This window comes from Candidatus Nitrosotalea sp. TS (assembly GCF_011319465.1).
Classification (GTDB): Archaea; Thermoproteota; Nitrososphaeria; order Nitrososphaerales; family Nitrosopumilaceae; genus Nitrosotalea.
Genome location: NZ_RCMB01000016.1, coordinates 1 through 19,697, shown reverse-complemented (window position 1 = coordinate 19,697; position 19,697 = coordinate 1). Strand labels below are relative to the sequence as shown.

Sequence of the window (19,697 nt, the reverse complement as noted above, 5' to 3'; positions counted from 1 at the left end):
CTTTTGATTATAACGATTCTGTTACGTTGCCAGATGATAATAATATTACCCGTATTTTTTACAAAATTTAAGTAAAAAGATTTTGGCGAGGTCGCATATCTTGGCCATTGCGTGGAACTGAAGGCTCTATGACCAGTCGGTTTCGTGGGTTCAAATTCCACCCTCACCGCTGGTTATGGTATATGTTCTAGTTTTATTATAGTTTTGTAGCTTGCTGTGAAACTATTTTTGTTGTAGCACTTGTTTGTACATCTCTGCAAGCTTTTTTGCTATTACACTGAAGACATACTCTCCTCCTCCCCTTGTGGTTGAGAAGAACTGGGAGAGCAAAAGGATGTTCATGAGGCACTGTCAAGTTGTCGGGACATAAATCCCATCCTGCGGGTTTAACGCTTCCCTGCAGTCCACTATTATTTGCTAGATTGTTTTTGCGACCTTACTTGCCTTCAAGCATCTTTTCTCTAAATGGTCCTGCAGTATCCCAGCAATGTGTAAAGTAGTCAAGGCACCACTCGTGAAACCCTGTGTCCTTTGAGTAAAATCCCTCGCTCACGTCTGGATTATCGTCAGATGCGGGAAACATCACGCAAGCCTCTTTTTCGTTTAGTATTACGATAGTCTTTACGTCTTCTTTCATCCTGCGTTCTACCTTTCCGTCCTCGATGAATTTTTTGAATCCTTGTTTTTCAAAGACTTGTTTTCTGTCATTTGGAACTATGGCAGAATTTGAAAATACGGAACGCAACTTTATTCCCTGGCCTATTTTTTTTACGATGGGTTCTATGAAATCAGCGGTATATGGCACCTCAAAGAGAACATTGTAGATGTAGCTTTCTGCATTGTCATAGATCTCCTTCCACTTTTCAAGTACCTTGACAACACCTTTGAGGTGTTGGCCTCCCTCCAGTGATCCTATTCTCTGTAGAAACTTGTCTGATACATCGGAAAACATATGCGTTTGCAGATATTTTTTGTTCTCAGAGAGAAATCTGACAAGCGATACCTGGTTGTACATCAATCTTCCAGCAGTGCTAATTGAGTAGCTGCCGTCTGATTCCTTTGATATGAGACCTGCCTTTACAAGTCTTTCAAAGTTTCTAAATACCTCTGGTACCGTTGCCTCTATCTCCTTTGCCACTGTGGATACCTTCAGGTTTTGTTCGTACAGCCTTGACAGAATTTCAAGCCTCTGCTCGCTTGCAAGCTCCAAAAACTCTGCAGCGGCAACATCCAACCCCTTTTTCACAACCTGTATACCGCATGTCATCAATCTAAAGATTGTTCCGTATCATATGAGATCAGTTTGTATGACAAGCTAACTAGTTGTCATCCAAGCTAAGTTGCAATTATCAAGTTATGACACCAATGATACGTGTGATGATGCATAGAGACCGGCCTGCATCCCTTCGCAGTGACGAGCTGGCAAGGCTCATCAAGGAGCGCATAAAGCGCGAGTCTGTCTTTTCAGGCATATCGAAGAGCTACTGCATTGGGCTTGTAGATGTAGTAAATTCAACTGTAAACACGGCACGCATCTCAAACTCAAAGATGGGCGAGTACTATGGGACGTTTTTAAATGCCATGTCTACTATAGTGCAAGAATTTGGCGCAAAGGTTGTAAAAAACATAGGCGACAGCCTGCTTTACTATTTTCCAAGGACTGACTATGATTCTGACAAGGACTCGTTTCTTGATGTACTGGAAGTGCAGTCTCTCAATTATCGACTCTCATGGTGCCATAAATGAGATCATGTCTGAAAGATCCCTTCCACAAACCGACTTTAGGGTGAGCGCAGACTATGGCACCATTGCAAAATCACTGACTCCTGTAGAAGATATCTTTGGACCAACAGTGAATCTGTGCTCCAAGATAAACGGCACCGCATCTCCAAACGGGGTTGTAATAGGGGGAGACCTGTATCAGATTGTAAAATCATTGAAGAGCTATGAATTTGGCTTGCTTGGGTCATATAGCTTGGGTTTAAAGTTCAGCTATCCAGTGTATACCGTAACCCGACGTCCTTCCAAGCTTAGCTTAAAGTGCAAGTGATTAGCTTGAAAAGCAAACTAGTGTAATATCCCACGAGTTCTAATAGTTATCATGAGTTACCAAGACAAAATAATTTGCGTACAAGGCGGTGGGGGAGGAAACCTTGTTGCTGTTCTGTGCGAAGAGATTGACGCATGGGATTTGGCCCTCCGATACTGAATATAGAAGAATCTTCTAGAGCAATATTCCTTATTAGAAACGTGAACGCAAAATAGATGTTTGCTTAGATCAAGTAAGAACAAGATCGAAAAGATTGCCGAGGTCTTGGGACTGTTGGAGGAGAAGGGCAAGGGAAGGGACTGGCTGCTAGAAGAACTAAAGCGCCACAAGATAAAACTTGGAGTGATTCCTACAAACGCATACGACATTTTGCGCGCAGCACCAAATGACTTTGTATCTCACATATCTCGTCTGCTAAGAAATGACGAGTTTTTGATTGAAGACGTGCGTACCTTGACCAAGACATACCATTGGTTCTTCACTGATATAGTAGGCAGCTCCGATCCCTCTATATCTACAAAGGAGCAGGCCCGCAAGATTCTTGTCTTGACTGACTTGATTCGAAAGTCAGACGCATTTTTACATGGCGGTGCAAACTCTGCTACGGTTCTAACGACAGGTGATGGCATGGTGATTGGATTCTCCGACAGCTCCGAGCAACCGCTGCGCCTTGCAATCGAACTTCACAAGGCAATTTCAAGATACAACCAACTCAGGACGACAAAGGAGAAGCTCTATGTTAGAATTGGGATTGACACGGGACCTGTATATTCAATCAAAGATATCAACGGGAATAAGACTTTCTGGGGTCCTGGTATTATAATGGCAAGGCGTGTGATGGACTTGGGTGGCACGATGCAGATCTTTGCGTCATCAAGAATAGCAGACGACATTCGCAAACTTTCTCCAGAATACAAGGTAATCATGCATCCTGTGGGGGACTATATGATAAAACACGGTGAGCAACTCTTGATCTATAACATCTGTGGGGATGGATTTGGAAACAAGAACACTCCGACAAAAGGCAAGGTGCAAAAGAGCAAGGCAGTAGAGCAGGATTTCAAAAACAGCAGTACATTTTATTTTTCACGCGTAGATCTCAGAATTGAGGTTACCGATCCTAAAACAATGATGACCCACCACAGCTGGACATGGGACATAAAAAACATCTCAGGAGAACCAAAAGACCAGATTTTTTATTATCTTGACGGTGATGTCCCAAGGGACTTTCCTGACATGAATGTAATAGTGACTGGCAGCAATGGGGAAGAGCTCGATATAGTATCCTTGAATGTAAACAAGCCATACCACAAGGAGTTTATTGTAAAACTAAACAAGCCCCTCAAGCCAAACCAAAAGGGGCAAAAGATTACGTTAGAGTATGACTGGGAGGAACCAGAGCGCAACTTTTTCTACAAGGTCTCATCTGACTGTAATCTATTGCGGTACCACTGCACAACACCAAAGGGAGTTGAGGTAAAAAATAGGGTTCTCAAGGTAGACCCTGAGACTGGATCCAAGACCCATGCATCTCCTGCTGCCAAGGCACGATATCTTTCTGACAGAACTGAGATAACCTGGGAAAAGTCAAAACTTTCAGCATATGAAGCGTACAGGTTTGAGTGGTAAGACAACCTTCTATCAAATCAAGTCTAAAGCATCATTAGACACAAACATCATTTAAAAATAAACCCAGCCGGGTGGATTTGAACCCACGAGCTAGGGTACAGCAAAGTGTTTTTCAGGCACTCGGCATCACGTGCTTGCCAACCCTACCGGCATTCTTTATACAAAATTTTCATAAAAAAATGATCTTTGATTTTCAGTTGACTTCAGCTCAACTGTTAAAAATTATTTTTGATTTCATGACTCTGGCCAGTCGCCGCCACAATCTGGACAGCGGCCCCTAAAGCCGTGGTATCTCGACTCTGGTACCACAACTGCATTGTTGCATCCGCATGACTGGCACTGGGTTTTTTCGTATATCATTTTTTTATGCTCTAGACTCTGTGCATACAAGTGTTGTAGTACAGCTAATCTGTGGGATCTTTCTTATCTTCATTGCTATGATGTCCCTCAGCTCGTCTGGCGAGTCTGCCTGAATTAATGCCAAGATGTCATGTCTTCCAATTGTCATCTCTGCTTTCTTAATTTCAGGAAATGTTTTTAGCTCATCGAAGACATGTGTCTCGCTACCATCCTCGCAGTTTATCATCAAGTATGCTCTTGTTACGGTCTCTATCTTGTCAAGTTGAAATGTCTCTGACATGATATCAATATTGGAATTATACCATGTAATCTCTGCTTGCAAGATTAGCTAAGAATTTGCAAGAACAGCTAAACACGTGATATCAATCAGTGGTTCCAAGGTACCAAGTATGGCTTCAAAAAACAACGTAAGGGAGGCGATTGTATCCTATGCAATAGAAAAAGCCCTGATTGAGTATGGTAACTCTGCACTTGAAGAGGTATACTACAAACTATATCAGGAATACGCATTATACTTTGTGGACTGCTACCACAACCCAGAAATACTAAGAAGAGCCTTGCTTGAAACATTTGGGGATTCATACATTAAGATTGTGGAGCTTGTAAAGACACATCTTGGAGAGTATGCAATGCAGGAACACATCCGCAAGTTCCTCAAGACACTAGAGTGACTTTCTGTTTTAGTTCTCCTAATTAGGTGATGACTTGCTGAAAGACACCGATAGAAAAATTTGCTAACATTTGATCACTTTTGTAACTCTTGACACCCAAAGACCGAGCCCTCTCCAAACCTTGGAGCATAAATTACGACATGATGGTTCTCGCACAGCTTCTCCATCCACTCTTTTTTTCTTGTGTGCTCTATCTTGGAGATATCATAGGGACAGATGAGCGACCCCCCAAAGGCCTCAAATGCCTGGTGGGTTATCCGCTCAAGCTCGAGCTCAACTGCCATTCTAGTCATCGTGCTTACATCGGCAACAATTCTTGAAACCATCCTAAATGGCATGCTGAGGCCTGAGAGTAGAATTCCAATATTTCTTTTGCAGTCGTCCATTATCTCTTCTGTATTGCCGATAACCTTTTGTATCTGATGAATCTTGAGCCTTCCCGTTTGAAAATATTTTAGCGGAATACCGTATGTGAGCATCCGAAGCATTACAGAACCAGAGTCTTCGTCTGTAGCATACACACACTGCTCGTCAAGTGCAAGCCCATTTCTTATGAACCTAAACTCTATCATCCTTGCATACTCTGGTTCTTCGTAAAAGAGACAGATATGCTTTCTTTCCATGATGGAATCAATATACCTGAACGGATCTAAATCTAGATTGAATCCAGTCTTACCTAATGGTAATCCGTCTTCCAAACCCACCAATCCCGCTTTACTGGATGGTACCAGAATATTAAAGGAATCCTGTGTGTTGATTTGCTGCGTTAGACTGTACGATAATTCCTCTCTATTCTGCAGTTACCGAGATCTTGTCTTATGATTTTTATGCAGTGACTAATTCTATCAAAACATCATTTCATTGGAATCTCAATTGACTTTGTAATGCTGCCTTCATCGACGCCATTGACAAATGCCTCAATATTATCACCCCCAAGCTGCACTGCTGTGAGCGAGTTTACCTTTGTACTGTCGTGGCTTATCTGGAGAAAGACATTTAGATTTCCGTTGCTGCTATTCAAGCCATACTCGTCTTCAAATGCGATGGTCGTTACATTCTGGTTCATTATTCCTTTACATAGACGAGCATAGTTATCTGGTACCGTTTGCAAAAAGTAATAGTGAGTTAGATAATTTCCTGTTTTCAAGTTTTCAAGGTCAAGTGACCCGTTAAGAAAGTTACGGACTGGTTCTGGCACCTGTTCAACGTCTGCACTGGCATTTAGTGGAACCCTGAATTTTTGCATAACCCTTGCATTACCAGACGGTATATTGATTTCGGCTGAATTTGCAAGCGTAGTGTTGTGCCCCATGCTGGCAAGTCCGACTAAAATCTGGTCGCCTCCAAGCTCTATTCCTCTCATTGAACTTATTGTATCTTTTTTGTGGCTTATCTGCAAAAATGCGTTAAGGTTGTTGTTTGACTCTGGTCTTCCATATCTGTCCTCAAATGCAACGGTAGTCACGTTCTGGCCAGTTACACTGTAATGGATTACGGCATATTTGTCTGGGACATTCTGCAGAGTAACATAGTTTGAAAGATGTGAATTTGTACTGTTGTTTGTTACCTTGATTGATTTGCCTGCAAAGAAATTAGCTATTAGGTTGGGGGTCTTGGTAAAAGACTGGAGAGCTTTTACAGGAATTATTTCGACTGTTGCTAAATTTGATTTGCAAGCAGTTGAAGATTGGTTGGTATTGTTGTTTGAATTTGATATGTTAGGAATGATGAGTTTGGCATGAACGAGATCACCCGTGTAGTTTGCTGTTATGGGAATGTTGCCTTGGCTATTTGGGGTATAGTTTACAAGGCATACTAGGCTGCCATTTTGTGTGTAACAATTTGGTGTGGAAAATGAACCTCCGCTATTTCCATCGCCAAAGGTAACACTTCCAGAGACTGGCAAGGAAGTACCAGTATCATTATCCGATATTGTTGCATTGATGGTAACTGGGTTCTGACCAGTTACGGTCTGAGGCGTTAAGCTCATGCTTATACTTCGCTTCACAGCATTTGAGATTATCAGGGTAAAATACTGTGAGGTGTTAGGAAAGACACGCGAACCGTCTACTACGGCCTGCCATGTGCCTGGTATTCCGTTGCCAACTGCAACCTTGACGTTGTTTACAGTGTCATTTCCTGTAGTAGCCGGCTTGTTAGGTTGCGAGGAGTTTAGCAGATAAGGTTCTATGTGGTTTCCGCTAGGATCTATTAACGTGAGATTCAATTGGTTAACAAGTGTGCTTGCTGCAAAGGGAGCAGCTGGCGGGTCGTCCCAGACAAGTGTTGCCTTTACGTCGTCGGTTGTATTGGAGGTAAAATTGAACGTGATCTCTTTGCCACTACTGACATTTGCAACGTTTATCAGATGACCTGAACTTTGAAGTGCATTCCTGTCGATAAGCTCAACTGCGGACTTTGCGTTTATGGCTCCCCAACCATACTTGTAGCTTGGACCGGGACTGCCAAGATCAAGTGCAGTGTGAACCAGAATGGCCTTGACAGTGCTTGGTAATAGGCCAGGCGAGTTCGGATGTAGCTGATTCCACTTTTCAACCATCAACGACCCAATTCCAGCTGCCAGGGGCGTTGCATAGCTTGTTCCGCAGGGCGCAGTTTCATAATTTGATTCGTTTAAGTTAAAGTTAACACCAGTTGTGATTAGATAGTCATTAGGAGTTTCTCCATAACAACCTGGGGCAACAATGTCTGGCTTGATACGTCCATCAGAAGTTGGCCCAAATCCCGAGGTGTCAGATATACTATAATCCTTTGAGTAAATCTCTCCTACCGAAATGCTGTTCTTGGCAGTGGCAGGGGGGTCTACGGTCGTAAAATTTTCAGTAGGATCGCGATTGCCTACAGCTTCAAAGATGGTAAGACTCTGATTGGCAATTGCTCCAGTAGTAATATTGTCAATAGCTATGGAGGTGGGAGTATATTGGCCAAGACAACAGGCTCCGCTAACTGCTGAAGATATGGACATTGTGGCAAGATCTATATGTCTTGTTGATATGATGTTATAATCTTGTGAAAATTGCTTGTCATCGTTATAATCTACACTGGGAGGACCACCGTTAGTATTACAAATATCTGGATTTGTAACTTTTGCATAACCGATGGATGTTATGTTTACATGAGGGGCTATTCCGGACCACTGGTTTTCAGTACCAGTCCAACATACTTGCGTTCCATAGCACACATGATAGTTATTGCTCATGCTACCATCTCCACCAAGAATTCCTGCAACGTTTGTAGCATGGTCCTCATTGCATGATCCTGTCTGGTCCCAGAGGCGACTGCCAAAATCAGGATGATAGGGAAATACTGTTCCGCCATCATAGACGAAGACTGTAACATTATCGCCAAGCAAGCCTACGCCATTTTTAGATGGCTCCTCTCTGGTTTACATAATCCGCATTTGCCGTAATCGTTCCATTGTCACTTTGTGCCACAAGGGGCGGTTCTACAACATCAATGAATTGTACGTCATCTATCTGTGCAATCTTTGTTATTGTAGAATACAGATTGGTAAGAGGCAATACTGCCGTAACCGAAGGAACCAAGGGAACCTCTGCCTCTACCATTCCGCCATAGCTTGTTATGGTCTGGGCTACATTGGTCATGTTTGCATCTATGTTAAGATCTGCTGTTATCACTGCATAGCTTGGTAGACTGGTACCAGGAGCATTCTCAAGTGCCCACGACGGAATCTTGCTTGTATCATTTGCAGCCAAGATTGGGGATATCTTATATGACGAAAGGAACTGCCCGGTCCATCTTACATCTGGTGGTATGGAAAGTATACTAAAAGGACTTGCGATGCCAGATGCGACAAATGTGTTGCCGCTTACATATTGGAGCAACGTGATTCCTTGACTTGCAAGCTCTGCTTGATCTGAAGATGTAGGTGGACTGTTAAACTGGATCAAAAAATGATACTTTTGACCAGCCTTGAGACCATTCTGGAAACTCATGATGGAAAATGGGTTTGGTGTTGGTTCAAACGCGGTGCTCTTAAGTAAAACTGTGTCTCCGCCCCACTGGGCAACAATGCTTCCTGCGATGTTGTTATAGCTGAATGTCGCTTGCAGTCCTTTAATGTTCAAACTGTTTGTCACTGCAAGATCTGGTTTCTTCTTCCCGTCCCAGTTTCCAAAGACGCCGGTGTTTACTCCACCCATCTCTATGAAAGTTATTGGCTCGGACCCAGGACCAATTGAAGCAGTTGTTTGCTTTGTTGGGTCACCTCTTGTGAAAGATGATCCGTTTAGGATCTGTCTGCCATTTGATTGAAAGTCTAGAATCCTTGTACCATTTGGAGAGGGGTCTATGGTAAGCCTACCGTTGTGGTCAAACATGAAGGACGTGAGATTACCAATTAGATTCTGCATCGCAGGAACTGTTCCTGAACTGCACGCTGTCTGAATATAAGTCCAGCCCGGGATTGCTGGCAAGATGTAGGTCTTGGCAGAATTACTGATGGCAAAGATCTCGTCCTTTGCCGAATCGTATGCTGCGCCAGATAGAACATCTCTTACAGGAATTGTTGCCACCACAGAGTTAGACAAGTCGTTGATTACCGAGACTGTCTGTGAAAAATAATTGGTAACAAAGATGTCATTTCTTGTCGGGTCATACACGACTCCAGTGGGGCTATTGCCAACTGGTATAGTGGCTATCACAGAGTCTGACGAGTCGCTTATTACAGAAGTTGAGTTGGCATACGAGAGCCCAACAAATACCTCGCCCCTTGCTGGGTCATAAGCAATGCTTGAAGGATAGTCGGTTAGGGAAATGGTAGATCTAATAGACCCAGTATCAGGAGATACTATCGACACTGATTTGACGCCACTGTCTTGGCTTACGGCAAAGATCTCTTCCTTGAAAGAGTCATAAGCCATTGCCCATGTACCGCCACTTAGAGGAATCGTTGTGTTAACAGAGTTTGACGCGTCATTGATTACAGATATTTTATCCTGTCCGTCATCTCCTACAAAGATCTCGCCCAGAGACTGGTCATATGTTATTGCTGTAGTGTTACTGCCTACGGGAATTGTTGCCACCACAGAATTTGTTACGTCACTAATCACGCTGATGTTTCCTCCGCCATCATTTGTAACAAAGAGCTCGCCCTTTGCCGAGTCATATGCGATACCGCGAGGAGCATTTTTTACAGGAATTGTTGCCACCACAGAATTTGTTACGTCACTAATTACAGAGACTGTTCTTGAATAATAGTTTGTAACAAAGAGCTCGCCCTTTGCCGAGTCGTATGTAATGCCAGTGGGGCCGTTTCCCACCGCCACCTGAGTTTTGGCAGTTGTAACGCAATAGCCGTCTGCATCTGACCTGCCGTTTCTGTCAAATGCTTCATAGAAGAGAGTATTATTGTTGGCATTTGCTCCCCATGTCCAAGAGTCTTCCTCGGTTGGGTCGATGCCAAGCTGTGGATCATTTATTGTCATCAAGACAGGGGCGCTGGCAATATACGCTGGCTTGTCTGTAGCAACGGAAATAAGATTTGATGGAATTTTGTCAAAAGTAAGATTGACAACTTGGTCACCACCTGCTGCTTGGTAATCTACTGTAACTGCAGTTGGGATTGCTGAAAAGTCATAGAGCTGAATTACTGGCCATGCTGACTCTAGTTTGGCAGATGCTCCATAGCCTGCGGAATTTGTGTTCAAAGTCTTGTTCTCTCTGACTACATGTTCCAGAACCATTCCATTGCCAAATCCGGTACACGTATTGCTAAGAGGACCTATCGGGATCTTTGAACCTGTAACAGATAGACCTATGGCGCCGTCAAATCCGTTTTCTGCAACAGTAAACCCTTTGGTCTGCGAGCCAAAATCGACACCTCCAATCGTGCCACTTTTGCAGAACGCTCCAAAGTTCAGACCTTTTGCAGGAACAGGTGCAGTGTTGCTTGCAGTAATTGCTTGATTCCTGTCGGCAAAATATCCGTACCAATTGCCGTCTGTTGCCTGTGCCATTCTCAACTTCTTTCCATTAACTGTAACTACGGGCTCGCCATAGGGTTGGTCCAATCTGTTTATGTTAGGATCAGATACTATTACCTGGACCACTTGGGGCCTGCAAAGTAATTGTTGTACTGTGAATTTTCTGCAGAGACAAACAAGTTTGGATTTGAAGCGACCAGTGCATGAACTTGCTGTAAAAACCCTGTGACAAGTGGTCCTGAAAAATAATTTTGTGTAGGAATTATTCCTATCGTTAACACAAGGAGGAAAAATATTCCAACAAATCTCATTTTAGATTTTTCCGGTAAATCCGTTCTAGCTTCTGCGTCTTACTGCTATCCATATTCCTATGCCTGACATTATGGCAGCTATTGCTAGCCCTGCAGCCCATCCTATGGCTTGCATTGGATCTTGCTGATTATTGTTTGTAGTACCGGAGGCTGTGCTAGAGGAAGCACCCGTCCCAACTGAATTTATTGCATACACTTGGTATGTGTACTGTGTGCCAGAAGAAAGACCAGTATCAGAATATGTGGTTGCTGTGGAGCCTGTGTTGGCTTGAATGGTAGACCATGTATTGCCATTATCGGTAGACCTCTTTATTTCATAACCTGTAATTGGAGAGTTGCTGTTGTTTGATGGTGAGGTCCACGATAGATCTATCTGAGATGATGAAACAACATTGGTTGCAAGTCCTGTTGGGGAACTAGGCGCAGTATTGACATTATTTTGGTGAATTACACCTGCTAGCAAAAGTGGCATATCGGAGTGATTGAGTGTATTCTGTGTGATGACATCAGAGTCAAGGTTGCTTGCAGGTAACACTGTCTGGTAAAAGTTTGAGCTTGGTCTGAAATCCATGGGTTCAGGATTATTTGAATTGCCATTTAAGATGAAATTCCAGTCATTAAACCCAGTAAGAGTTGTAGGCGAGCCCGTGTATTGTGTGCCTATATTGTTCAGGATTTGTGAGTATGTGTTGGTGTCAACGCCGTTGTTGTCCCAGTCATCTGTAACTCCAGTTGTACTGCTTATGATACCACCAGATGGCGTAGACCAGAAGATTGCGCGTTGTTGGCCTGCACATGAGGAGCCTGAAGGATACGCGTAGCTTCCTATGTTAGAATCTGTAAGGGAATTTTCATTAAGGTTTGCAAGAGCCGTATTGGAATAGTCAAGAGGCCTGCAAGAGTCTGCGTTCTCTTTGAATTGATATAGATAGTTCATTACACTAAGATAGTTGGGCTTGTAATTATTTATGTCAGAACCGCCGTGGTTCAAGCCTAGGTTGTGGCCAAGCTCGTGCATGATTGATCCTTCCTGCTCATCCAAACTTCCAACACCATTTGTAAAACCGCCAAGAGATATGATAAAGTCATTGCCATATACCTCTGACCAGCCAGATGATGTGGGAGCTCCCCACTGGTAGTTTACAAACATGGCATAATGGAAGACCTGTCTTTTTGCAGTGAGGCAGTTAAACGCATTTGCATTAGAGGGACTGTACCCAGGAGGAACTCCATTGAGTGGACAGTAGGACGTGTTGCCTGACCTCTCTGCAGCAGTTCCAAAGAAATTTTGTTTTAGAAACGGATAACTCTGATAATATCCAGACGAGCTAGTACATGCGGCATTTGCCGAGTCGTAATTTTTAACCACATTTTTTACGTTGCAATAGTGAAGCCCAATATCGGCAATGCCTGATGTTGGTACAGTTGCTGGATTCTGACCCATGCCGACATGAAGAACTATACCTTGTTGGGCAAATGCACTTACAACATCGTAGATTGCTTGTGGTTGGGGACACTGTCCAGTCATGCAATCAATTTGTAGATAAATGTCTTTTTGGTTAGTGGATGGACACACTGTATAACCTGATGGATCGCTTTGCAAAGTGGCACCTGGGGTGCATGGTAGATCGTATCTGTACTGGACCTGCACACCCCCGATTGAGCTATCAGTGAAGACTACATGCAGACCTGATCCATAAGTTCCGTCTTTCCAATGTGCACAGATGCCATCATTGTCGGGGTCTCCTCCATAATTTGCACAGCCACCATCATTTAGATCTAAACTTACTGGAGTTGCTGCATATGTGTTGGCACCAATTGGCACACTATCTGGATTGTTAGTAGCATATGCAGAGTTGAATACTAGTAAGACTGTGAAAGATGCCAGAACCAATATTGCCTTGAACCCAACCCCGGTCATTCCGATCTCGGTTTGTTTTAATTCTATTAAGCATTTCTGCGAGAGATTGGAATAGATTAAAATTTTTTCCGTGGAGAGTTTATTTTCTCAAAAGATTTCACAATTATCATTTTAATTTGAAAATTTTTCAAAACTTGTAGAACCACAGAAATAAAGAAGAAATAGTTCTTTATTGCAGATTCTATGTTGGGGTTAGAGGGAGTCTATAGGATATTGGGAGTAGCTATGGCAGCCGTGCTTTTTGGCGTCTTGGTTTTCTCAATTCCATCTGCCTATGCTGTTACAACTGTCACATGGGACTCTGCAAGCCATAGCATCTTTGATGGTGGAATTAACACATTTACGGCAATCCCTCAGTTCACTGTTACTGACTCTAGGTTTGTCGGTGTCTTGCCAGCTGGTCAGCAGATAAATGTACTTGTAAACTCTACCTCAGATCCGACAGGCATTACACTAACACTTACCGAGAGCGGTACCACTGGATCTTTCACAGGTCATGTCATTTTTTCAAATGGAACTGGATTGTTTAGTACCTCAAGCTCGCAAACAATTGGCGTAAACCAACCAGCTGCAAATGTAAATCCAAATGCTGTGGACACCATCATAAGCGGACCTGTCAGCTTTTACGGAATACAGGTCTTTTCCACAACCGACAGTGTAACTGGTACTTTCATGAACCTTACAGAGACTGGAAAAAATACTGGCATATTTGAGAACACATTGCACTTTACAACTGGACCATCAGTCAATGGTAGCTCAATTAGTGTAAACGGGGGAGACATTGTTACGATAACAGACATTAGCAATCAAGATGTTACAAATGAGATTGCTACTCCAAATCCAAATGCCGCGCTAGGTGCAGTGCCTTCGCAGTATCTTGACAAGGTTGATGTAGTATACAACGGAGTCAAGGGACAGACAATTCTCAACTCTGGCGGCATACCGGGAGGAGGGGGAGGTGGACTCATACGCCCAGGCACTGTACTCCTGGGAGTTTTGGGTGGAAGCTTGTTTACAGGCGTATTTCACCCACCAAGCATTGGCAACGACTACCTTTACCCATATGATAACGGGATAACAATTAACGGAAAATCGTTTGACATTGAGAACTATTCTACTACAATTCCGCAGCAGGTGCTAAAGATTGGCACTTCTGCAAACTTTGGCTTTAAGATACTTGACGAGAGGGGTGCATATACCATATCGGATGTGGTGATGTACTTTCACTTCAAGGGAGACCCATCTGCTGCAAATGCTGACACTTGGATAAGCTGGGACAAGTACAGGGGTACAATAACTCATGACCCTAACAAAATCTTTAGCAGCACGTCTGTGAACACTACACTAAATGGCAAATTTATGCATGCCAACTTTATGATGATTCCGCAAAAGACCATGCCTGATTCTAGCCTGATAATGAGAATGTGGGACGAAAAGCTTGCAATGGGCGACGTACCAATTTGGGGTGCGATAGTGATTGTTGACCCAAACTCCCCAGTGTATGTGAAAAAGATTCCAACAGACCAGTATGGTGATTACGTAACACTTGAAAATTTGCTACAAAGAGATGGATATGACGTTCCGCTCTTACTCAACAAGATGCATACCATGCATGACATCTACACATCAATTGACATAAACTGGGTTTACGACAAGGGGGTCGACAAGCTTTCAATGGTAGAATCAGACAAGTCAGGAAATCTGCTTGGAACACTAGTGTGCAACCTCACCAAGGCTCAGATGCAGCCAACAGTAACAGACCACAACTACTTCCTCTTTACCACTACGCAACTTAACAGACAAGATGTATCAGGGGAGGAGGAGGCAAAACTAGTCGAGGCGCAAAAGGCAGTCAAATTGGCAGAGGAGATGGGACTAGTGCGCCAAAGCAACTTTGATAAACTGTACCCCTAAATGATTGCCAGTACTGTGAGCTGACTTAGTTCTGCATATTGATTTGAATCTACAAACCTATAACATGTTTGCAATTCTTGTACGAATTCTATATTGGGAAATTGTTAGGAGCGTGTTACATTAAAGGTCGCACTAGCTAGGGTCTTTGTGAATGTGGATATTGGACATAGATGTTTTTCAAGCCGCTTAGAATTCCGGATGGAATTGGATAATTTATGGAAAAGGTGCCATTTTTTACCGTCACAGTAAAAGTGGGATTGTTCACCAATAGCAAACTGCTTCCTATTTTGCCAGTATAATTTCCGTCCGGAAACTGGGACCCATTGATAGTAATATTTGTTCCAATGGGGCCGTGGGTAGGAAATATGCTCAAAGTTGGTTTTATTATTACTACAGTCTTTGACATGGTAAGATATCCTCTCGAGTCAGTTACATTGACTTTCACCAAATAGGTTCCATTCTTATCATACATGTGGGTGGATACCGCCAAATGTGATACTGGACTCTTGTCACCAAAATTCCATGAATATTCTGGAACTGAAGTAATTTGTATGCCGGGCGCTGGAACTAAGATTGCCATAAATGACAGATTATCTTTTGGAAGGCCCATTGATGGGTATGTGGAAAACAATGGATCGGTTACATTTATCTGGCCAGTTATGTTCTTCATGTTTGAGATTACCATTACGCAAAAATCTTTCTCTTCATTTAGGGAAGGAGATGTGATATCAACATAACCGTGGAATTTCCCAATGTTTGAGTACCTGTGACCTGGATTGGAGTTGTCTAGACTAGTATAGTCATAGTCGGAGGGATTGGTCTTGTCCCAATACCACGTATACCACGCATATGGAGTTGAGGAAGAAACAGAAAAGCCAGCATAATCGTCTTGAATTATTACTCCCTCAAACTGATCATAGTTTGCTTTTAGGTTTGTATTGTTTACCGTGACCGTGAAATATTCCCTATCTCGTATCTTTGTGGGATTGTAATAATCCCATTCTGTCACGTTTCCGTTGAACTTATGACTGGTATCATTATTCTTCAATCTATAATCGTGGTTCATTACAATACTAGTGGTTGTCTCGGCCGGCGTATCGTCTCCCCAATTCCATGTCTTCAAAGCACCAGGCTGAGCTCCTTGCAGATAAAATCCCTCCATGAATGGTGTTGTACCCCGAAGATCGCACAATGTAAGATTGTTCAAACCTGTGGGAACTTGGGCTATGTAGAATCGCTGGCCAACGTTTACAGTTGGTTGACCTTGTTGGAAATAGAAGAAAAGAAAGAGCCCTAGGGCTACAGCTACACCGATATAGGCATAGATATGGCGCCCCATCACTTCAAATATCTTGTTCTTATTCTTAAGAATGACTTGAGTGCTGCAAACAGACGACTAAAAATTTTGGAAAATTTTTGTTTATTTAAAATAATTTTAATGTAATGCGGTATATGCTAAAAATATGCTTTGGCTATAGGATCTTGTTACAGAAGATTTTTCTACATGATGATGCCGCTTTATCTGATTGGCTGAAACCCAGTTATCCTCATCATTACAAAACAATTCGGAGGACTGGATAGCATTTCTTGCTTCAATATTGAGCGGCGCGTCATCTGCAATGGGAAGCAATCCAAATCCTTCGGTCATGATGTTTGGGCTAATCATTGCTTCAGTTGGCAAAGCCCTTCCGTCACTAGGGCAAAACTTGCAGATCTTACCAAGTCTGAAAGATCCTAAAGACTTGCAAACCCGAAGAAAAATCCAGAAAGAGATATTAGAAGATAGTATTCTTTTTGTGGGGGCAATTGCAGGTTATTTGGCAACTGCCCTATCAAACACCCATGATGAAAAATGGACAGTATTGGGAGTAGTTTTGGGGATGATTGGAAAGGTCATTCCCTCGTTAGCTGATGCTGAAGTTCGCAAGAATGACTTGTTTGAAGATGCAATATCTATAATCATAGTAACAATTGGTGGTATCATGTACTTTTTACAGAGCGATCCTTCTTATGGAACTTTTGTGTTGGCATTAGGAATCTTAGCAAAAGCCCTGCCTTCGTTGCGAGGGAAAAAGAACGTAGAATCTCCACCCGCAGCTATATGATCTTGTCCTCTGATAATCAGTTTCTATTGGGTACAAACTTGGCTGGGTATTTGAAAAATTTGAGGGACTACTCTTTGACAATCAAGGGTTTGTAACAGGAGTAGATCAGACACTTGATCATGGTACGGCTAGTCGGCTATATGCCGAAGACAATGAAGAGATAAGATATTTTGTAAAGCGGTGGCATGACATGGTACCACCAGAGTACTGGTTGATTTTTTAGATTTCTCAAGAAAAAGGGATTATAAGAGTAGAAGAATCTATTCTATTCAAAATATCATTTGTACCCAATCTCAGTTTGTGTATGTTGAATTTTATTTTTTGATATAAAATTATTATAAATCATTATATTGGATGCAAGTGACGAAATTTTGTCTTGATTACTCGACACGATTTAGTAAAATATGACAAAAGCGGAATGTGCAAAGTTTATGACAATTGGCCAAAACTTGCAGAAAAATTCTATGGCATAGATTATGATAAGATTGATTTCAAGGGAATCAACCACATTGTTTTTGTTGGAATGGGAGGCTCTGGCATAATTGGAGATACGCTATCATCCATTCTATCAAAAACTAGAATACATGTCTGCGTGGTAAAGGGGTATCACCTTCCAAACACCGTGGACTCGAGAACCCTTGTGGTTGCAACAAGCGTATCAGGCAATACTCAAGAAACACTGACGGTAGTAGACAAGGCAAGAAAAACAGGCTGCAAGCTTGCAGCATTTTCTTCTGGAGGAAAGCTGGAAGAATACTGCAAAAAAAACAGAGTAGAGCACAGAAACATTCCAATGCTGAATTCGCCACGTGCCTCCTTTCCTGTTTATTTGTATTCCATTCTCAATGTCTTGGGTCCAGTAATACCCACAAAGAGATCAGATATCATGGAATCAATTTCATCTTTGAAGAAAACCCATGCGCAGATCTCCTCTTCCAACCTGAACAAAAATAATCCATCAATTGGCCTTGCCCTGTGGCTGGCTGGACCACCACTGATTTACTATCCAATAGGGCTGCAGGCAGTAGCCATTAGATTCAAGAATTCTTTGCAGGAAAATTCAAAGATGCATGCATTTGCCGAAGATGTCATAGAAGCATGTCATAATGGTATAGTTTCATGGGAGCGGCCTTCTAAGATAAGACCAGTCTTGATACAAGGAAAGGATGATTATATCAAAACAAAAGAGCTATGGAAAGTAGTAAAAGAATATTTCAAGACAAATAAAATTGATTACAAAGAAATTCATTCTATGGAAGGAAGCATACTCTCCAAAATAATGAGTCTTGCCTATTTGCTCGATTATGCCTCGATTTATCGTGCAGTTATGGAAGGAGTAGACCCTACTCCGGTAAAATCTATTGACTTTGTAAAAAAAAGACTAGCTAGTTAACTACTTGTAAAACTATAATTCAAGCTAGCTAAAAGAACAATTGGATTTGAATTCTGGTGATCTGGTTTCTGTGGTAATGCCTATTTATAATTCGGAAAAGTTTTTGGCAGAATCTGTCGAATCTGTTCTGCAACAGTCATACAAAAACATCGAAGTCATTGCAGTAGACGATGGCTCTACTGACAACTCACTTGAAATTTTAAAAAAGCATGAAGGAAAAATTACCGTCATCTCTCAGAAGAACAAGGGCTTGGCAGGCGCAATAAATTCTGGAATAAAGGAGATGAGAGGTAAATGGCTCAAATGGTTCTCAGGAGATGACATTCTGTATCCTGATGCAGTTGAGATCCTTGTAAATGAAGCAAGAAATCTGCCAGACAACATAGTATACTCAAATTGGGATGTAATTGATGAAAAAGGGAAGAAGCTTCGCACTTTTTTGGAATCAAACTATAATGACTTGGCAAACTTTGACTTTAATGTAAGGCTTCTTGACGGCCAGCAGATCAATGTAAACACATGCCTAATACCTTTTTCTTTGCTTGAGCGAGGGTGCTCAATTGAGAACCTCGACGATCCTGTAGCCATTGATTACGACTTTTTTATAAGATCTGGAATCTTGTTTGGTACAAAATTTCATCTTGTGTCAAAACCGCTTGTCGGATATCGGGTCCATGGCAAACAGCTTTCGCACAAAAAGATACTGGAGACGCTTTCATACCTGTCTCAAGTTAGGAGCTCTGTACTATCTAGGCTTGACAAATCAAAAAGGGAAGAATATCTGGTAGCCTTGGAGGAATTTAGCAAAAAGAAACCAATTCAAAGAAAGACTGCTGAACTTGGCTTGAAAATAATGACACGAACACTACCCCGCTGGGCAACCGATCAGATACTGGTATTTTACCTAAACAAGATAAGAACAACTCGATAACTGATTAGTTTGATTCCTTTGTTTACAATACTTCTTATGCAATGTTTTGATGTAATGTGGAAGAGACAAATAAAATGAGTAATGGCCTGCCACTGGTATCTGTCATAATAGTAAATTACAATCGGTAAGACTCATTTGGAAAAATGCTTGCCTTGTCTTTGATGCAAAATGACTATGAAAATTATGAGGTAATTCTAGTTGATAACAATTCAGTTGATTCCAGTGTTGAATTTGTACAAAAGAACTATCCATCAATCAAGGTGGTCACACTTGAGAAAAATCTGGGATTTGCAGAACCAAACAACTTGGGTGCCAAGGAGTCAAAGGGTGATTTTCTACTCTTTCTCAATAACGACACAATCCCAAATCCGAACTTTATCAGCAGAACTAGTAAAGGTAGCAAAAGAAGACTCTGAGATTGCAATATGTCAAAGCCTTTTACTCAA

At 42.1% G+C, this 19,697-nt stretch carries 17 protein-coding genes and 1 tRNA gene; 10 read left to right on the top strand and 8 right to left on the bottom strand.

The genetic code is table 11. From position 1 onward, the window contains the following. The first annotated feature begins 84 nt into the window (after positions 1-84). Positions 85-169 (top strand) — tRNA-Phe (locus DYY67_RS07405). A gap of 267 nt (positions 170-436) precedes the next feature. Here DYY67_RS07405 and DYY67_RS07400 read toward each other — a convergent pair. Then, entirely contained in the window at positions 437-1,246 is an 810-nt protein-coding gene (locus DYY67_RS07400) for a helix-turn-helix transcriptional regulator (RefSeq protein ID WP_320416002.1), read from the bottom strand. 131 nt (positions 1,247-1,377) lie between these two features. On the opposite strand from DYY67_RS07400, the gene DYY67_RS11045 reads away from it, so the two are divergent. The 3 genes from DYY67_RS11045 to DYY67_RS07390 all read left to right on the top strand — a co-directional run bounded on the left by DYY67_RS11045 (position 1,378) and on the right by DYY67_RS07390 (position 3,679). Continuing rightward, positions 1,378-1,746, top strand: coding sequence for a hypothetical protein (locus DYY67_RS11045; RefSeq protein ID WP_255492995.1), 369 nt, complete (start codon positions 1,378-1,380; stop codon positions 1,744-1,746). Between the two features lie 4 nt (positions 1,747-1,750). After that, positions 1,751-2,050, top strand: a complete 300-nt coding sequence (locus DYY67_RS11040) for a hypothetical protein (protein WP_255492994.1) — start codon at positions 1,751-1,753, stop codon at positions 2,048-2,050. Positions 2,051-2,269: 219 nt separating this feature from the next. Then, complete coding sequence (locus DYY67_RS07390; RefSeq protein ID WP_166392103.1) at positions 2,270-3,679, top strand: adenylate/guanylate cyclase domain-containing protein; 1,410 nt, start codon at positions 2,270-2,272, stop codon at positions 3,677-3,679. A 364-nt stretch (positions 3,680-4,043) separates the two neighbouring features. Here DYY67_RS07390 and DYY67_RS07385 read toward each other — a convergent pair whose 3' ends face one another. Then, positions 4,044-4,319: an Lrp/AsnC ligand binding domain-containing protein gene (locus DYY67_RS07385; RefSeq protein ID WP_166392101.1), complete on the bottom strand. Its 276-nt coding sequence runs from the start codon at positions 4,317-4,319 to the stop codon at positions 4,044-4,046. Between the two features lie 76 nt (positions 4,320-4,395). Between DYY67_RS07385 and DYY67_RS07380 the strand changes: the two genes are divergently transcribed. Further along, the gene (locus DYY67_RS07380; protein ID WP_166392099.1) at positions 4,396-4,710 is read left to right on the top strand and encodes a hypothetical protein; all 315 of its coding nucleotides are present in this window, start codon (positions 4,396-4,398) and stop codon (positions 4,708-4,710) included. 74 nt (positions 4,711-4,784) lie between these two features. On the opposite strand, the gene DYY67_RS07375 is transcribed toward DYY67_RS07380, so the two are convergent. From DYY67_RS07375 to DYY67_RS07355, 5 genes are all read right to left on the bottom strand, one after another. Beyond that, on the bottom strand, positions 4,785-5,333 hold the full coding sequence (locus tag DYY67_RS07375; RefSeq protein ID WP_166392097.1) for an MEDS domain-containing protein: 549 nt from the start codon (positions 5,331-5,333) through the stop codon (positions 4,785-4,787). A 230-nt stretch (positions 5,334-5,563) separates the two neighbouring features. Further along, positions 5,564-8,083 (bottom strand): S8 family serine peptidase, encoded by a 2,520-nt coding sequence (locus tag DYY67_RS07370; RefSeq protein WP_166392095.1) that lies wholly within the window; start codon positions 8,081-8,083, stop codon positions 5,564-5,566. A gap of 13 nt (positions 8,084-8,096) precedes the next feature. Continuing rightward, on the bottom strand, positions 8,097-10,802 hold the full coding sequence (locus DYY67_RS07365) for a YncE family protein (RefSeq protein WP_166392093.1): 2,706 nt from the start codon (positions 10,800-10,802) through the stop codon (positions 8,097-8,099). Next, on the bottom strand, positions 10,790-10,987 hold the full coding sequence (locus tag DYY67_RS07360) for a hypothetical protein (protein ID WP_166392090.1): 198 nt from the start codon (positions 10,985-10,987) through the stop codon (positions 10,790-10,792). Before DYY67_RS07360 ends, DYY67_RS07365 begins: the two co-directional genes overlap by 13 nt. Before the next feature lie 25 nt (positions 10,988-11,012). After that, the gene (locus tag DYY67_RS07355; RefSeq protein WP_166392088.1) at positions 11,013-12,908 is read right to left on the bottom strand and encodes a fibronectin type III domain-containing protein; all 1,896 of its coding nucleotides are present in this window, start codon (positions 12,906-12,908) and stop codon (positions 11,013-11,015) included. A gap of 183 nt (positions 12,909-13,091) precedes the next feature. Here DYY67_RS07355 and DYY67_RS07350 point away from each other — a divergent pair, with 183 nt between their 5' ends. After that, a complete protein-coding gene (locus tag DYY67_RS07350; RefSeq protein ID WP_166392086.1) occupies positions 13,092-14,822 on the top strand; it encodes a hypothetical protein in 1,731 nt (576 codons plus the stop codon). A 136-nt stretch (positions 14,823-14,958) separates the two neighbouring features. On the opposite strand, the gene DYY67_RS07345 is transcribed toward DYY67_RS07350, so the two are convergent. Further along, on the bottom strand, positions 14,959-16,161 hold the full coding sequence (locus tag DYY67_RS07345) for a PKD domain-containing protein (protein ID WP_166392084.1): 1,203 nt from the start codon (positions 16,159-16,161) through the stop codon (positions 14,959-14,961). A 187-nt stretch (positions 16,162-16,348) separates the two neighbouring features. Here DYY67_RS07345 and DYY67_RS07340 point away from each other — a divergent pair, with 187 nt between their 5' ends. The 4 genes from DYY67_RS07340 (at position 16,349) to DYY67_RS07325 (ending at position 19,667) form a co-directional block, all read left to right on the top strand. Further along, positions 16,349-16,927, top strand: a complete 579-nt coding sequence (locus tag DYY67_RS07340; RefSeq protein WP_166392082.1) for a hypothetical protein — start codon at positions 16,349-16,351, stop codon at positions 16,925-16,927. 376 nt (positions 16,928-17,303) lie between these two features. Beyond that, the gene (locus DYY67_RS07335; protein ID WP_255492987.1) at positions 17,304-18,320 is read left to right on the top strand and encodes an SIS domain-containing protein; all 1,017 of its coding nucleotides are present in this window, start codon (positions 17,304-17,306) and stop codon (positions 18,318-18,320) included. Between the two features lie 76 nt (positions 18,321-18,396). Continuing rightward, the gene (locus DYY67_RS07330; RefSeq protein WP_166392080.1) at positions 18,397-19,251 is read left to right on the top strand and encodes a glycosyltransferase; all 855 of its coding nucleotides are present in this window, start codon (positions 18,397-18,399) and stop codon (positions 19,249-19,251) included. A gap of 143 nt (positions 19,252-19,394) precedes the next feature. Continuing rightward, positions 19,395-19,667, top strand: coding sequence for a glycosyltransferase (locus tag DYY67_RS07325; RefSeq protein ID WP_166392078.1), 273 nt, complete (start codon positions 19,395-19,397; stop codon positions 19,665-19,667). Positions 19,668-19,697: the final 30 nt, after the last annotated feature.

Excerpts from the sequence above, each read along its gene's own strand:
- DYY67_RS11045 (WP_255492995.1), top strand. The coding sequence starts at position 1,378 with ATGATGCATAGAGACCGGCCTGCATCCCTTCGCAGTGACGAGCTGGCA.
- DYY67_RS11040 (WP_255492994.1), top strand. The coding sequence starts at position 1,751 with ATGTCTGAAAGATCCCTTCCACAAACCGACTTTAGGGTGAGCGCAGAC.
- DYY67_RS07385 (WP_166392101.1), bottom strand. The coding sequence starts at position 4,319 with ATGTCAGAGACATTTCAACTTGACAAGATAGAGACCGTAACAAGAGCA.
- DYY67_RS07375 (WP_166392097.1), bottom strand. The coding sequence starts at position 5,333 with ATGGAAAGAAAGCATATCTGTCTCTTTTACGAAGAACCAGAGTATGCA.
- DYY67_RS07360 (WP_166392090.1), bottom strand. The coding sequence starts at position 10,987 with ATGAGATTTGTTGGAATATTTTTCCTCCTTGTGTTAACGATAGGAATA.
- DYY67_RS07355 (WP_166392088.1), bottom strand. The coding sequence starts at position 12,908 with ATGACCGGGGTTGGGTTCAAGGCAATATTGGTTCTGGCATCTTTCACA.
- DYY67_RS07350 (WP_166392086.1), top strand. The coding sequence starts at position 13,092 with ATGTTGGGGTTAGAGGGAGTCTATAGGATATTGGGAGTAGCTATGGCA.
- DYY67_RS07345 (WP_166392084.1), bottom strand. The coding sequence starts at position 16,161 with ATGGGGCGCCATATCTATGCCTATATCGGTGTAGCTGTAGCCCTAGGG.
- DYY67_RS07330 (WP_166392080.1), top strand. The coding sequence starts at position 18,397 with ATGCCTATTTATAATTCGGAAAAGTTTTTGGCAGAATCTGTCGAATCT.
- DYY67_RS07325 (WP_166392078.1), top strand. The coding sequence starts at position 19,395 with ATGCTTGCCTTGTCTTTGATGCAAAATGACTATGAAAATTATGAGGTA.